12 protein-coding genes are annotated in these 14,743 nt (G+C 58.7%); 6 read left to right on the top strand and 6 right to left on the bottom strand.

Going from position 1 to position 14,743, the window contains the following annotated elements; translation table 11 throughout:
- Positions 1-148: 148 nt before the first annotated feature.
- The 4 genes from ACGSLL_RS18930 to ACGSLL_RS18945 form a co-directional block, all read right to left on the bottom strand.
- Positions 149-601, bottom strand: coding sequence for a hypothetical protein (locus tag ACGSLL_RS18930; protein ID WP_394507513.1), 453 nt, complete (start codon positions 599-601; stop codon positions 149-151).
- Between the two features lie 258 nt (positions 602-859).
- On the bottom strand, positions 860-1,120 hold the full coding sequence (locus ACGSLL_RS18935; RefSeq protein ID WP_394507514.1) for a hypothetical protein: 261 nt from the start codon (positions 1,118-1,120) through the stop codon (positions 860-862).
- A 159-nt stretch (positions 1,121-1,279) separates the two neighbouring features.
- Positions 1,280-2,461: an MFS transporter gene (locus tag ACGSLL_RS18940; RefSeq protein WP_394507515.1), complete on the bottom strand. Its 1,182-nt coding sequence runs from the start codon at positions 2,459-2,461 to the stop codon at positions 1,280-1,282.
- A gap of 785 nt (positions 2,462-3,246) precedes the next feature.
- Entirely contained in the window at positions 3,247-4,830 is a 1,584-nt protein-coding gene (locus ACGSLL_RS18945) for a peptide chain release factor 3 (RefSeq protein ID WP_093104726.1), read from the bottom strand.
- 357 nt (positions 4,831-5,187) lie between these two features.
- On the opposite strand from ACGSLL_RS18945, the gene ACGSLL_RS18950 reads away from it, so the two are divergent.
- From ACGSLL_RS18950 to ACGSLL_RS18970, 5 genes are all read left to right on the top strand, one after another.
- On the top strand, positions 5,188-5,877 hold the full coding sequence (locus tag ACGSLL_RS18950) for an ABC transporter permease (RefSeq protein WP_394507575.1): 690 nt from the start codon (positions 5,188-5,190) through the stop codon (positions 5,875-5,877).
- Between the two features lie 19 nt (positions 5,878-5,896).
- Entirely contained in the window at positions 5,897-6,790 is an 894-nt protein-coding gene (locus ACGSLL_RS18955; RefSeq protein ID WP_394507516.1) for a glycine betaine ABC transporter substrate-binding protein, read from the top strand.
- A gap of 13 nt (positions 6,791-6,803) precedes the next feature.
- Positions 6,804-7,457 carry an ABC transporter permease gene (locus ACGSLL_RS18960; RefSeq protein WP_090281735.1) on the top strand — a complete coding sequence of 218 codons (654 nt, stop codon included), beginning with the start codon at positions 6,804-6,806 and terminating at the stop codon, positions 7,455-7,457.
- Positions 7,454-8,611 carry an osmoprotectant ABC transporter ATP-binding protein OsmV gene (locus ACGSLL_RS18965; protein ID WP_047291222.1) on the top strand — a complete coding sequence of 386 codons (1,158 nt, stop codon included), beginning with the start codon at positions 7,454-7,456 and terminating at the stop codon, positions 8,609-8,611. Before ACGSLL_RS18960 ends, ACGSLL_RS18965 begins: the two co-directional genes overlap by 4 nt.
- Before the next feature lie 648 nt (positions 8,612-9,259).
- On the top strand, positions 9,260-10,423 hold the full coding sequence (locus tag ACGSLL_RS18970; RefSeq protein WP_394507517.1) for a type III PLP-dependent enzyme: 1,164 nt from the start codon (positions 9,260-9,262) through the stop codon (positions 10,421-10,423).
- 295 nt (positions 10,424-10,718) lie between these two features.
- Here the strand turns inward: ACGSLL_RS18970 and ACGSLL_RS18975 are convergent, their stop codons facing one another.
- Positions 10,719-11,474 carry a tetratricopeptide repeat protein gene (locus ACGSLL_RS18975; protein ID WP_394507518.1) on the bottom strand — a complete coding sequence of 252 codons (756 nt, stop codon included), beginning with the start codon at positions 11,472-11,474 and terminating at the stop codon, positions 10,719-10,721.
- Entirely contained in the window at positions 11,471-12,151 is a 681-nt protein-coding gene (locus ACGSLL_RS18980) for a Fe2+-dependent dioxygenase (RefSeq protein WP_258450523.1), read from the bottom strand. Before ACGSLL_RS18980 ends, ACGSLL_RS18975 begins: the two co-directional genes overlap by 4 nt.
- 207 nt (positions 12,152-12,358) lie before the next feature.
- Between ACGSLL_RS18980 and ACGSLL_RS18985 the strand changes: the two genes are divergently transcribed.
- On the top strand, positions 12,359-14,674 hold the full coding sequence (locus ACGSLL_RS18985; RefSeq protein ID WP_394507519.1) for a TonB-dependent receptor: 2,316 nt from the start codon (positions 12,359-12,361) through the stop codon (positions 14,672-14,674).
- The last annotated feature ends 69 nt before the right edge of the window (positions 14,675-14,743 follow it).

Genomic DNA, 14,743 nt, shown 5'->3' on the forward strand with positions numbered 1-14,743 from the left:
CGTGGGCTTTTCCTGTTAGTCAATGGTCACTTTGTTCCAGACGAAGTCCGGGGCCAAGTGACTACTGCGGTCAGCTATAAGCGCGAGCGAGTCGCGACGATTAACAAAATCGAGACGCGCAACTTATCAATTGAGCGCCGATATCACCTCAATTCAAATTTAAATTTCCTTCCTTATCCAGCACGCTCTTATTATTTTGCACAATTCCCGAAAAGTCTCCTTCAGCAATTACATGTTTCTGGGCAGAATTATTGAACATGACAAAATCGGCAGAGATCTTCACCTTTTCTGATTCGATATCGAAATGCTCAAAATTTACTTCCCCCGTCCTCCCGTTATATGTAAGATTTTTATCATCTTTGAAAAGGGCCGCGGCAGTCCCTGTATCGCCATATTGTTCAATTGGGAAGCTTTTACCTGTTGTTATTTCCAAAGTGCGAATGAAAAACACCAGTCGCTCACCTGTAGTGCTAACGCCTTCGAACGTATAACCGTTATCGGACAAGTGACGCTGGGCGGAGACATCGTCAGTAGAAAACCCTGACACCGAAGTTCCCGCTGCCGTTAAGCGCCCTTCGGTCTTGCTTGGTTTATTGCTCATCATGCGATTCCCTTCTGTCATTTAACAAACATGGTTAATGAAGGGTATTTATAAAAGGCGCATGAGTATTCGTCTACTGTCAACTCTGACAGGTCCGAGAGACTTAATCGCGATAAAAAAGCAGCTGAGCTTAGGGAAAAATGTATAACAGGATATAAAGAAGGCCAACAAACAGCCGGGTGAAAAAGTACCTGCGCAAGGTAATCCTCCCCACTTCAAATACACAACCAGTAAGGAGGAATATGACCTTGGGTAAATTCAGGTCTGGCTATCGCCATCCTCCATATCATCAGTATCCGGCTCGTCGGTCGTCGAGTCGTCATCATCGTCGGTACCGCCCTGGCCCTGATCGCCGGGCTCCGACTCCGATTTGGCAATCATCAGCCCGCTGTGCCCGACCTGCCCATTGAACGCCTGCGAATCGTGATCCTCACACTCGGCCCACGCCGTCGCGGTGCCAAGAGACAGCATCACCATTACTTTCAACAACATCAAAACCCGTAGCAATCTGCTTTTCATGGCCGACTCCATCCTGTTGCGCTAAGACATGCTTGCCGGACTGGCTACGAATGAAATCTAGTTGCGATCCGTCCGACTCACCACTTAGGACGCGAGGGCATGGGTAGAAATGCCCTTGATAAACAGATTGCTTTCGAATAAACCCGATAACCGAAACAGCTAAGCAGCGCGCGTCGCCTGCCAGGTCAGCGGAATCGAGAGCAGCACCAGCAGCGCACTCATCAGCCAGACACTGTGCCCGCCATACTCGCCATAGAGCTGACCGCTAAACACCGGCGACACTAATGCGCTAGCGCTCCAGCTCATGAAGAACAGCCCAAAGTACTGACCGCTCCTGCCGCTCTGGGCAAAGTGCATCGCCAGTACATTCAGCGGCGGCATGAACAACGCCTCGCCCAGCGTCCAGATCAGCGTCGAAAAACAGACAAAAGCAAACCCGGAACCGAACGGCAAAATCCCCAGCCCACAGGCCAACAGCACACTGCCGACGAGCATCTGCCAACGCGCACCCCAGCGTTCGACCGAGTGCGACAGCGGAATCTGCAGCGCAATCACCAGCAATGCATTAAGGCCGAACTGCCAGCCGATCGCTTCGGTGCTCAGGTGGTAGTAATCCCGCAGATAATTGCCCAGCGTGCTGTAGACCGTATCGAAGGCAATACCGAGCACGGCGGTCGCGGCCAGCAGCCAGAGGAATGGTCTATCGCGATACGGCGAGCATGACGCCGTCTCCAGCGCTCTGTCCTGCGTGACGATCGGCCGCCGCCACGTCGTGCGCACAAACCACAACAAGGCCAGCATCGTCATCGCCGCACTGACAAAAAACACCCAGCGAAAATCCGCCTGCGCCAACACCCCACCCGCCACCCCGGCAGCCGCCATGCCCAGATTGCGCGCCACCCGGCTCAACGCCTGCGCCCGCGAACGCTGCGCAACTTCGCAATATTCCATGATCAGCCGCTGATGCAGCGTACGAATCGCTCCGTCAATCACACCGCTGAGCAACAACAAGCCGGCCAGCCACATTACCTGCGTCACCAGCCCCAACAGCACCAGCACCCACACTGAAACGAAAAACAGCACCGCCGTCAGCCGCGCCGTGCGCACATGATCACTGAGCCAACCGCCGAGCATCGAACCCACCAGCAAACCCGCGCCATAAGCCGAGAGCAGCCAGCCAACGGTTTCAATCGCAAAACCCAACTCCTGACGCAGGTACAACGCCATGAACAGCTTGACCATGGCGCTGAGGCGATTGATGAATAAAAGCGCGGCGAGGACCCAGGCCATTGAGGTGAAATAGCCGTTGGGGTGCAGGAGATGGGTCAGTCCTTTGAGCATGTAACGTCCGCTGAAGGCGAAAGATCTATGAACACTAAACCGGATCAACCGGAATGTCGCGAGGCGAAGGCCTGACGATGTAAAAGCAGAGTCGGGCTACGCTGCTGAAGAAAATTGCTTACAGAAAGTTCGGCATGCCTGACAGATCCTCATTTTCAAGCAGCAGCAAAAAAGCACCCTCACCCTAGCCCTCTCCCGGAGGGAGAGGGGACTGACCGTAGTGATTGGGAGAGCTAAGCCGACCTGAAATGCCGAGCCGAACTCAAATGCCAAATCCAACCGAAATCGGCTCCCTCTCCAGGGGGAGAGGGCTGGGGTGAGGGGTAAAGCCACCACAAATCCCCAGCCGAACGCCATGCTTTTCACCACTCAACAATGAGCGTTAGCTCGAGTGCTTTTGATCTTGATCTTGCCTAACCAGCGACATCGGAAGGCTGAGTGGAGGGATTGATCCGGGCGTGGGAGCGCAGCGACCGTCTGGCGCAGCCAGACACAGCGCAAGGAGGTGCAGCGAAGCAAACCGTAGCCGCTGCGCCCGGATCGATCCCGGAGCGAAGGGACCCGAGCCTGCGAGGGCCGAACGCAGGAGCAAAGCCTTTTGGTTCCTTTTTGGCGTCTGAAAAAGGGACTCGCCGTAAGGGCGAAACCGCCAGCCGCACCCCCCCAAAAAACGGATATGACCCTAAAACAACCAGAGCATGGTCGGCCCGGAGGCCGCCAATACCAAGCCGAAAAAAAGCCCCCAAGGCCTACACCTCAGGGGCTTCCGAACAACAACTCAAACCTTAATGATGCTCTCGCGTCGCGCGGAATTTCACATCCGGCCAACGCTCTTCCATCAACGCCAGATTCACCCGCGTCGGCGCCAGATAGGTCAAATGCCCACCGCCATCCAATGCCAAGTTCTCCACAGCCTTGTTGGAAAACTCCTCAAGCTTCTTCTTGTCGCTGCACTCGATCCAGCGCGCCGAATACACCGTGATCGGCTCATACGAGCACTCGACTTTGTATTCCTCTTTCAAACGACTCGCGACCACATCGAACTGCAGAACACCGACGGCGCCAAGAATGATGTCGTTGCTGCGCTCGGGGAAGAACACCTGCGTTGCGCCCTCTTCAGCCAACTGCTGCAAGCCCTGACGCAGTTGCTTGGATTTCAGCGGATCACGCAGACGCACGCGACGGAACAGTTCCGGGGCGAAGTGTGGAATACCGGTGAAGCCGAGGACTTCACCTTCGCTGAAGGTGTCGCCGATCTGGATCGTGCCGTGGTTGTGCAGACCAATGATGTCGCCGGCGTAGGCCTCCTCCAGCTGTTCACGCTCGGAGGAGAAGAACGTCAGGGCGTCGCCGATGCGCACGTCCTTGCCGGTGCGCACGTGGCGCATCTTCATGCCTTTTTCGTATTTGCCGGAGCAGATACGCATGAAAGCAATGCGGTCGCGGTGTTTCGGGTCCATGTTCGCCTGGATCTTGAAGATGAAGCCCGAAAACTTCTCTTCGACCGGCTCGACAGTGCGCTCGTTGGCCACCCGGGCCAGCGGACGCGGCGCCCAATCCACCACTGCGTCGAGCACGTGGTCGACACCGAAGTTGCCTAGCGCGGTACCGAAGAACACCGGCGTCAGTTGACCGTCGAGGAATTCCTGCTGGTTGAATTCGTGGCAGGCGCCCTGTACCAGTTCCAGTTGCTCGATGAAGCGCTCGTACTCGTCGCCCAGGTGCGCGCGGGCTTCGTCGGAGTCGAGTTTCTGGATGATCTTGGTTTCGGTGCGTTCGTGACCGTGGCCCGGGGTGTAAACGATGATGTAGTCATCGGCCAGGTGGTACACGCCCTTGAAGTCGCGGTAGCAGCCGATCGGCCAGGTGATCGGCGCGGCCTTGATCTTCAGAACGGCTTCGATCTCGTCGAGCAGTTCGATCGGGTCGCGGATGTCACGGTCGAGTTTGTTGATGAAGCTGACGATCGGCGTATCGCGCAGGCGGCAGACGTCCATCAGCGCAATGGTCCGTGGCTCGACACCTTTACCGCCGTCGAGAACCATCAGCGCCGAGTCCACCGCGGTCAGGGTGCGGTAGGTGTCTTCGGAGAAGTCTTCGTGGCCCGGGGTGTCGAGCAGGTTGATCATGTGTTCGCGATAGGGGAACTGCATGACCGACGTGGTAATGGAAATACCCCGCTGCTTCTCCATCTCCATCCAGTCGGAGGTCGCATGGCGATCGGATTTACGGGATTTCACCGTACCGGCCACCGCGATCGCCTTGCCCATCAACAGGAGCTTTTCGGTGATCGTGGTTTTACCGGCATCGGGGTGGGAAATAATGGCGAAAGTGCGGCGTTTCGCGACTTCGGCGGCCTGTTGGGTCATGGGAAATCGCCTGGCGGTGATTCAAAAAAGGGCCGCGATTATAGCCCAACTCAGGACAATAACCGAACCGTTGAGCACATTAAGGGTGGCCAAATGCTGCCTCAGATGGGAACCTTTTAAAGCAAGGAGACGTCCATCCCCTGTTACGAATCTTCGTCAGGGGCTGAAAAATCAGCAAGTTAGCCTGACGAGGCTGCGCTCATGGCTCGCTTTCACGCCGCTTTGCCGGTGCTGGAAAACGGCTACTTTTCGCGAACGCTGACTTCGGCAGCCAGGAATGGCTTGCCACGCGGGGCAGCGCTCGCCGACTACAAAAAAAGGAGTCCGCCTGTGGCTATCCGCTATGGCAAAGGGCTGATGGGAGGTGCGGTGGTGATCGCGCTCCTGGCCCTGCTGGTCCACTGGATCGGCATCAACACGATCGAACACTACCGCGACGATTTGTTGTTTTACCTGCAAGCTCATCTGGTTCTCGTCCTCGCTTCCATGCTGGCCGCCCTCGTCGTGGGCATCCCCGCCGGTATCTTCCTCTGCCGCCCGAACATGGTCGGCCGCGCCGAACGCTTCATGCAGATCTTCAATATCGGCAACACCGTGCCACCGCTGGCCGTGCTCGCGATCGCGCTGGGCATCCTCGGCATCGGCAGCGGCCCGGCGATCTTTGCACTCTTCCTCGCCTCGCTGTTACCGATCGTGCGCAACACCTACGAAGGCCTGAAAAATGTCCAGGGCTCGCTGAAAGAAGCGGCCGTCGGCATCGGCATGACGCCGCGACAGGTGCTGTGGAAAGTCGAGTTGCCCAACGCCGTGCCGATCATCGTCGGTGGCGTGCGCGTGGCGCTGGCGATCAACGTCGGTACCGCGCCGCTGGCCTTCCTGATCGGCGCCAACAGCCTTGGCAGCCTGATCTTCCCCGGCATCGCCCTGAACAATCAGCCGCAACTGCTGCTCGGCGCCGCGTGTACCGCGCTGCTGGCGTTGTTGCTCGATGGCGTGGTCACCCTTGCCAGCCGTCTCTGGCTGGAACGCGGTCTGCGCCCGTCTTAAGGCTTTGCAAGGAATATTTATGAAACGACTCAGCTTGATCCTAGGCTGCTTCCTGCTGTTCGCAGGAATCGCACAAGCCGCTGAAAAACCGGTGATCCGCCTCGGCGCCCGGGTCTTCACCGAGCAGACCCTGCTCGCCGAAATCACCGCGCAATACCTGCGCAGCAAAGGTTATGACGCGCAGATCACCGGTGGTCTGGGCAGCAACCTCGCCCGCAGCGCCCACGAAAGCGGACAACTGGACCTGCTCTGGGAATACACCGGCGTGTCGCTGGTGGCCTACAACCATGTCACCGAAAAACTCGACAGCGCGCAGTCCTACGCCCGGGTTAAAGAACTCGATGCGAAGAAAGGCCTGATCTGGCTGACGCCGTCGAAATTCAGCAACACCTACGCCCTCGCCCTGCCGAAAAAAATCGCCGAGCAATATCCGCAGATCGGCAACATCAGCCAGCTCAACGACGTGCTGCGCGCCGAAGCCAAGAGCAATCACCTGGTGGCGCTGGACACCGAGTTCGCCAACCGTTCCGACGGGCTCGACGGCATGGTCAAGCTCTACGACATGAACCTGACCCGCAAGAACATTCGCCAGATGGACGCCGGTCTGGTCTACACCGCGCTGCGCAACGGCCAGGTATTTGCCGGTCTGGTCTACACCACCGACGGCCGCCTCAACGCTTTCGGCCTGAAGTTGCTGGCCGACGACAAGCATTACTTCCCCGACTACACCGCCGCTCCCGTGGTGCGTCAGGCCACGCTGGACGCCAATCCGAAACTGGCCGAACAACTCAAGCCGCTGGCCGAGCTGTTCGACGACGAAACCATGCGCCAGCTCAACGCGCGGGTCGACGTCAATCATGAAAGTCCATCGTCCGTTGCCGCCGATTTCCTGCGCCAGCACCCACTGAATTAAGAGAGGAGAAGTCATGGAATTTCTGAACGCCTTTTCCCATCTCGACTGGCAGCAGGTGATGCACCTGACCTGGCAGCACATCACCCTGGTCGGCATCGCCGTGACCCTGGCGATCGTCATCGGTGTGCCGCTGGGCATTCTGATGACGCGCTTTCCGGCCCTCGCCGGCCCGTTGCAGGCCAGCGCCACGGTGCTGCTGACCGTGCCGTCGATCGCGCTGTTCGGCCTGTTGCTGCCGTTCTATTCGAAGTTCGGCCAGGGCCTCGGTCCGCTGCCGGCAATCACCGCAGTGTTCCTGTATTCACTGCTGCCGATCATGCGCAACACCTACCTCGCCCTCACCGGCGTCGAGCCGGGTATTCGTGAAGCCGCGCGCGGCATCGGCATGACCTTCGGCCAGCGCTTGCGCATGGTTGAACTGCCAATCGCCGTGCCGGTGATCCTTGCCGGCGTGCGCACCGCCGTGGTGATGAACATCGGCGTGATGACCATCGCCGCGACCATCGGCGCTGGCGGCCTCGGTGTGTTGATCCTCGCCTCCATCAGCCGCAGCGACATGTCGATGCTCATCGTCGGCGCGCTGCTGGTCAGTCTTCTGGCCATTTTCGCTGACCTGTTTCTCCAATGGCTGCAACGCTCGTTGACTCCAAAAGGACTCCTCAAATGATCGAACTTCAAAACCTCAGCAAGACCTTCCAAAGCAACGGCAAAGACGTCAAAGCCGTGGACTCGGTGAGCCTGACCGTCAATGAAGGCGAGATCTGCGTGTTCCTCGGGCCATCGGGTTGCGGCAAAAGCACCACGCTGAAAATGATCAACCGCCTGATCAAACCGACCTCGGGCAAGATCCTGATCAACGGCGAAGACACCACCGACCTCGACGAAGTGACCCTGCGCCGCAACATCGGCTACGTGATCCAGCAGATCGGTCTGTTCCCCAACATGACCATCGAAGAGAACATTGTCGTGGTGCCGAAACTGCTCGGCTGGGACAAGCAGAAATGCCACGACCGCGCCCGCGAACTGATGAGCATGATCAAGCTCGAGCCCAAGCAGTACCTGCATCGCTATCCGCGTGAATTGTCCGGCGGCCAGCAACAGCGTATCGGTGTGATCCGCGCGTTGGCCGCTGACGCGCCGCTGTTGCTGATGGACGAGCCGTTCGGTGCGGTCGACCCGATCAACCGCGAGATGATCCAGAACGAATTCTTCGAGATGCAGCGCGCGCTGAACAAGACCGTGATCATGGTCAGCCACGACATCGACGAAGCGATCAAACTGGGCGACAAGATCGCCATTTTCCGCGCTGGCAAACTGCTGCAGATCGACCACCCGGACACCCTGCTTGCGCACCCGGCGGACGATTTCGTCAGTAACTTCGTCGGTCAGGACAGCACGCTCAAGCGTCTGCTGTTGGTGAAAGCCGAAGACGCGGCAGACAACGCGCCGTCGGTGAGTCCGGAAACGCCGGTGGCCGATGCACTGGAATTGATGGACGAACACGACCGTCGCTACGTCGTGGTGACCTGCGCCGAGAACAAGGCGCTGGGCTATGTCCGCCGTCGCGACCTGCATCGCCAGACCGGCACCTGCGCGCAGTTCCTGCGTGAGTTCAACGCCACCGCGGCGTACGACGAGCACTTGCGCATCCTGCTGTCGCGCATGTACGAATTCAATCGCTCGTGGCTGCCGGTGATGGATGCCGAGCGGGTGTTCCTCGGTGAAGTGACGCAGGAGTCGATTGCGGCGTACCTGAGTTCGGGCCGTTCGCGGGGGATGAAGACCAACATCGTCTCGCCAGCTGAGGCCGTGGTCGCCTGATTAATCGGTAAAACACAAATCCCTGTGGGAGCGAGCCTGCTCGCGAAAGCGCAATGTCAGTCGCTGCTATGTCGATTGTGAAATTGCCTTCGCGAGCAGGCTCGCTCCCACAGGATTTGCGTAATTTTTTCTTCATTCACGAGCCGGAAAAGAATCTCAACACCCGCTCCTCTGAACGGCCCTCGAACCTACTGTCTGAAACACCTAAAATCCCCCTCCCGCCCCTCCCTCGCCGCTAACATCGCCGATGTTGCCGCCATCACACTTACCACTGACTTCGCCGCCAAAAGCCGCGAACGTGCAGGTATGTTTAACACTCGAAAAAACGCCGGGAACATCTTTCCGTCATCTCGGTCGGCTACAAGGAGTGATGAACGCGTCGCACGTCAGAAGCGTGCAAAAACGCGACATTTTTAGTTGATCTCAACCCCCTCACGCCCTAAAGTTCGCGCCGAACGTCCATGCTGGAAACGATCCATCCGGCTCAAGTACTGACGACGAGACAGCAAGGCCAAGGGATAGCTGCACATCCCTGGGCCTTTTTGCTTTCGGCGACATGCCTTGGGAAGTAGGCGAACCAAAGTGGGGATACGGAGGACGTTCATGCACCCATTGTTTAATGAAGTTTGCCGATAGGAGCTCTCCAGCATGTCGATCAAGGTCGAAGATTATTTCGCGCGCGCCACTTTTGACAAAATGAAGGCGTTCGCCGACAAACAGGAAACCCCGTTCGTGGTGATCGACACCGCGATGATCGCCCAGGCCTACGATGACCTGCGCGCCGGTTTCGAATTCGCCAAGGTCTACTACGCGGTCAAGGCCAACCCGGCGGTCGAGATCATCGACCTGCTCAAGGAAAAAGGTTCGAGTTTCGACATCGCCTCGATCTACGAGCTGGACAAGGTCATGGACCGCGGCGTCAGCGCCGACCGCATCAGCTACGGCAACACCATCAAGAAATCCAAGGACATCCGCTACTTCTACGAGAAGGGCGTGCGTCTGTTCTCCACCGACTCCGAAGCCGACCTGCGCAACATCGCCAAGGCTGCACCGGGCTCGAAAGTTTACGTGCGCATCCTGACCGAAGGCTCGACCACCGCTGACTGGCCGTTGTCGCGCAAGTTCGGCTGCCAGACCGACATGGCCATGGACCTGCTGATCCTCGCCCGTGACCTCGGACTGGTGCCTTACGGCATCTCGTTCCACGTCGGTTCGCAGCAGCGCGACATCAGCGTCTGGGACGCAGCGATCGCCAAGGTCAAAGTGATCTTCGAGCGCCTGAAAGAAGAAGACGGCATCCACCTCAAGCTGATCAACATGGGCGGCGGCTTCCCGGCCAACTACATCACCCGCACTAACAGCCTGGAAACCTACGCCGAAGAAATCATCCGTTTCCTCAAGGAAGACTTCGGTGATGACCTGCCGGAAATCATTCTGGAGCCGGGCCGTTCGTTGATCGCCAACGCCGGCATTCTGGTCAGCGAAGTGGTGCTGGTGGCGCGTAAATCCCGCACTGCGGTCGAGCGCTGGGTGTACACCGATGTGGGCAAGTTCTCCGGCCTGATCGAAACCATGGACGAAGCGATCAAATTCCCGATCTGGACCGAGAAGAAAGGCGAGATGGAAGAAGTGGTCATCGCCGGGCCGACGTGCGACAGCGCCGACATCATGTACGAGAACTATAAGTACGGCCTGCCGCTGAACCTGGCGATTGGTGATCGTTTGTACTGGTTGTCGACTGGGGCTTATACCACCAGTTACAGCGCGGTTGAGTTCAACGGGTTTCCGCCGTTGAAGTCGTATTACGTTTAAGAAGCAGCTGCAGGTTTTGAGCTGGTAGCTGCAAGTGAAAAAGCCCACGATGATGTGGGCTTTTTTTTGCGTGTTCGGCAGGGAATCTTCGTTGTACTTGAAACCGAGGCCCCTCACCCCAGCCCTCTCCCGAGGGAGAGGGAGCCGACCGCGGTGTAGGGCGTCATTCACCGACCGGAAATACCGCGTCGATTATGGATTCGCCATAGCATTCTCAGGTCGGCGTACCTCCCAAGCATCCCCCAATCGGTCCCCTCTCCCCTTGGGAGAGGGCTAGGGTGAGGGCTTGACGGTTTCAGCCGCGCTGCAATTCTGCGTTCCGAGCCGAGTACCGAGCCGCCATCGCCTGAACCCTCGGATCTGCCGCATCGGCCAGCGTCTGACTCGCCACCCGCAAGAAATTAAGATTGCCGCCAACCAAGGCTTTCTCCAGCCAAACGAGCGCCTCATCAATCCTGCCCTCCCCCGCCAACACCGCCGCAAAACTGAACTGCCCACGAAAATCACCAGCCATGGCCGAACGCCGATACCAGTCGCGAGCCGCCAGCGGATCCGCCGGGCAAACCTGCCCTTCTTCCAGATACCGCCCCAGCAGATTCATCGATTTCGCATGCCCCAGTTCAGCCGCGCGCCAATAAAGCGCCAGCGCCTGCAGATGATCAACCGTGGCACCGCGTCCGGTGGCGAGCAAATTGGCGAGGTTGTACATCGCCCAATCCAGCCCGGCCTCTGCGGCGATCCGATAATGCTGCGCCGCCACCGACGCATCCACCGCACAACCCCAGCCATGCTCATGACAGCGCCCGAGCATGTTGCGCGCCATCAGATGCCCGCGCCCGGCGGCAATGCCGAACCAGCGTAGCGCCAGCGGTTGATCCTGGGCGATGCCTCGACCATCGAGCAAAATCTGCCCGAGCAACGCCTGCGCTTCGACTTCGCCCTTACCTGCTGCCAGCAGAATCGCCTGTGCGGCACGGGCCGGGCTTTCTTTGAGCATCGCTGCCAGGCCTGCAGCGTCGAGCACTTCTTCGCGACGCAGCCGGAAGCTCATACCTCGACCCAACGCCGCAGCAGGTTGTGATAAGTGCCGGTGAGGCGGATCAGCGAAGGGTGGTCGGGAACATCATGCGTGAGTTGCTGAATCGCCCCGTCCATCTCGAACAGCAACGCACGCTGGCTGTCTTCGCGCACCAGACTTTGCGTCCAGAAAAACGAGGCATAACGCGCGCCGCGAGTGACGGCATTGACCTTGTGCAGACTGGTGCCGGGGTACAACACCATGTCGCCGGCCGGCAGTTTCACTTGTTGCGTGCCGTAGGTGTCCTGAATTTCCAGCTCGCCGCCGTCGTAATCCGCAGGCTCGCTGAAAAACAGCGTGGCCGACAAGTCGGTGCGTACGCGTTCGATGCTGCCCTTGGGCTGGCGCACGGCGTTGTCGATGTGGAAATCGAAACTGCCGCCGGCCGTGTAGCAATTGATCAACGGCGGAAAGACCTTGTGCGGCAGCGCGGCGGACATGAACAGTGGGTTTTTCCAAAGCCGTTCAAGCATCGCCGCACCGATTTCCTTGGCCAGCGGATGGCCTTCGGGCAGTTGCAGATTGTGCTTGGCCTTGGCCGATTGAAAGCCCGCAGTGATCTTGCCATCGGCCCAATCGGCCTGCTCCAGCGCCTGACGGATACGTTGCACCTCTTCTTTGGCGAACAGTCCGGGAATGTGCAGCAGCATGGCTATGTCACCTGATGGCAAAGAGGCGGCAATGGTATTGATTCTTATTGCCCGTGTAAAACGCCGGGGACGAACGAACTGGCAAAAACCGTAAGGTTAAATTGTAAAGAATGTAAATTTGTCGCGAATAGTAATTTTTCGCAATTGATACAAATACCTGTTTACCCTATATTCCGCCGCCTCAAATCCTTGGGGAGGGGAATAAAAATGGCACGTCAACACGCACAATTACCGGTCAGTTCACCACGTCTGCTCGCCTCGGCAATCGGCGTGGCAATCACCGCCGGCTCCGCAGGGCAGATGGTGTTCGCTGCGGAAAAGACCGAAAGCAAAGCCTCCGGTAATGCCATCGCCCTGGACGCCACCGCCATCACTGGCGAAGCTCAGGACTCGACGTCCTACCAAGTCGAGAAGGCTTCCTCACCCAAGTACACCGCGCCGCTGGTCGATACGCCGCGCTCGGTCACTGTCATTCCGCAACAGGTGCTCAAAGACACCGGCGCGCTGAACATGCAGGATGCATTGCGCACCGTGCCGGGCATCACTTTTGGCGCCGGAGAAGGCGGCAACCCGCAGGGCGACCGTCCGTTCATCCGTGGCTTCGACGCGCAGGGCGACACTTATCTGGACGGCGTGCGCGACACCGGTTCGCAGAGCCGCGAAATCTTTGCTGTCGAGAACATCGAAGTCAGCAAGGGCCCGAACTCCGCCATCGGCGGTCGTGGCGCGGCCGGCGGCAGCATCAACCTGGTGAGCAAGAAAGCCCATCTGGGCAATTCGTTCGATGGCGGTTTTACCTACGGTTCCGACCAGACCCAGCGCTACACCCTCGACGGCAACTATCAGTTTAGCGACAGCGCCGCTGGCCGTCTGAACCTGATGAGCCACGAGAGCAACGTCGCTGGTCGCGACAAGGTCGATTACGACCGCTGGGGTATCGCACCGTCGCTGGCGTTTGGCCTGGGCACCGACACCCGCGTCAACCTCGATTACTATCATCTGGAAAGCAACGACACGCCGGATTCGGGCATTCCGTACACCATCCCAACCGGTGGTTCGGCGGCGCGCACCAAGTCCAATCCGGACAAGCCGTACGCCGGTGGCGATCACGACAATTTCTATGGTCTGGACCGCGACTTCCGCAAGGGCCGCACCGACACCGCGACCTTCGCCATCGAGCATGACCTCAACGATTCGCTGACGCTCAAGAACACCCTGCGCCACGGCACCAGCATGCAGGATTACATCCTCACTCAGCCGGACGACAGCAAGGGCAACGTCAACAATGGCAGCGTCTGGCGCCGCGCCAATACACGGGTGAGCAACACCGAAACCACCACCAACCAGACCGACCTGTTCGGGACGTTCTACGTGGCCGGTTTCAAGAACAGCTTCTCTACCGGGGTCGAATACACCCGTGAGCAGAGCGAGAAATCCTCGTACAACGTCAACACCGACACCACGCCGCGCACCAGCGCCGTAACCACCAACTGCAACCCGGGGCTGATCGGCGCCGCCAGCGGTTACAACTGCACCTCGCTGTCGAACCCGAATCCGAACGATCCGTGGAACGGTGCGATCTCGCGCAACTACGCCGGTACCGACACCCAGGCCGATACTTACGCGCTGTACGTGTTCGACACCCTGGAGCTGTCCGAGCAATGGCTGGTGAATATGGGCCTGCGTTACGATCACTTCGACACTGATTACAAGACCTACAACGCGGCCGGTCGCACCACGTCCAAGGGCGATGACACCAGCGAGTTCGTTACCGGCCAGTTCGGTGTGGTTTACAAACCGGCGGAAAACGGCAGCATCTACGCGTCCTACGCCACCTCCGCCACGCCCCCGGGCAACACCCTGGGCGAAGGTCAGGAAGGCAACCCGCTCGGCGGCACGCCGGATCGCAACGGCAACCTGCTGAGCAGCGACATGGAGCCGGAAACCACCAAGAACTACGAGATCGGCACCAAGTGGGATCTGCTCAACGATCGCCTGTCGCTAACCGCTGACATCTTCCGCACCGAGAAAGAAAACGCCCGCGTGCAGGTCGATACCAGCTCGTACGAAAACGCCGGCAAGACCCGCGTACAAGGTTTCGAACTGTCGGCCAGCGGCAAGCTCACCGACAAGTGGCAGGTGTTCGCCGGTTACGCGTTCATGGACAGCGAACAGGTTGACGGCGGCCCGCTGGGTCGCGCCAACGACGGCAACGACTTGCCGAACACGCCGAAAAACAGCGCGAGCCTGTGGACCACTTATCAGGTCACGCCGAAGCTGACGATCGGCGGTGGCGCGTTCTATGTCGACGACGTCTACGGCAGTGTCGCCAACACCACGATGGTCGATTCCTATGTACGTTACGACGCGATGGCGGCCTACAAGCTGACCAAGAACGTCGACCTGCAACTCAACGTGCAGAACCTGACCGACGAAACCTATTACGACAAAGCCTTCTCGACCCACTTCGCCAACCAGGCGGCGGGCCGTACGGCGCTGTTGAGCACCAATTTCCACTTCTGACCGATGTGAAAACAGAGGCAAATGTGGGAGCGAGCCTGCTCGCGAAAGCGGTAACTCAGTCGGCATCAT

The sequence above is a fragment of the Pseudomonas retamae genome (assembly GCF_043496865.1).
Classification (GTDB): domain Bacteria; phylum Pseudomonadota; class Gammaproteobacteria; order Pseudomonadales; family Pseudomonadaceae; genus Aquipseudomonas; species Aquipseudomonas retamae.

Coding starts and splice junctions, on each gene's coding strand:
- ACGSLL_RS18930 (WP_394507513.1), bottom strand. CDS start 601: ATGAGCAATAAACCAAGCAAGACCGAAGGGCGCTTAACGGCAGCGGGA.
- ACGSLL_RS18935 (WP_394507514.1), bottom strand. CDS start 1,120: ATGAAAAGCAGATTGCTACGGGTTTTGATGTTGTTGAAAGTAATGGTG.
- ACGSLL_RS18940 (WP_394507515.1), bottom strand. CDS start 2,461: ATGCTCAAAGGACTGACCCATCTCCTGCACCCCAACGGCTATTTCACC.
- ACGSLL_RS18945 (WP_093104726.1), bottom strand. CDS start 4,830: ATGACCCAACAGGCCGCCGAAGTCGCGAAACGCCGCACTTTCGCCATT.
- ACGSLL_RS18950 (WP_394507575.1), top strand. CDS start 5,188: ATGGGAGGTGCGGTGGTGATCGCGCTCCTGGCCCTGCTGGTCCACTGG.
- ACGSLL_RS18955 (WP_394507516.1), top strand. CDS start 5,897: ATGAAACGACTCAGCTTGATCCTAGGCTGCTTCCTGCTGTTCGCAGGA.
- ACGSLL_RS18960 (WP_090281735.1), top strand. CDS start 6,804: ATGGAATTTCTGAACGCCTTTTCCCATCTCGACTGGCAGCAGGTGATG.
- ACGSLL_RS18965 (WP_047291222.1), top strand. CDS start 7,454: ATGATCGAACTTCAAAACCTCAGCAAGACCTTCCAAAGCAACGGCAAA.
- ACGSLL_RS18970 (WP_394507517.1), top strand. CDS start 9,260: ATGTCGATCAAGGTCGAAGATTATTTCGCGCGCGCCACTTTTGACAAA.
- ACGSLL_RS18975 (WP_394507518.1), bottom strand. CDS start 11,474: ATGAGCTTCCGGCTGCGTCGCGAAGAAGTGCTCGACGCTGCAGGCCTG.
- ACGSLL_RS18980 (WP_258450523.1), bottom strand. CDS start 12,151: ATGCTGCTGCACATTCCCGGACTGTTCGCCAAAGAAGAGGTGCAACGT.
- ACGSLL_RS18985 (WP_394507519.1), top strand. CDS start 12,359: ATGGCACGTCAACACGCACAATTACCGGTCAGTTCACCACGTCTGCTC.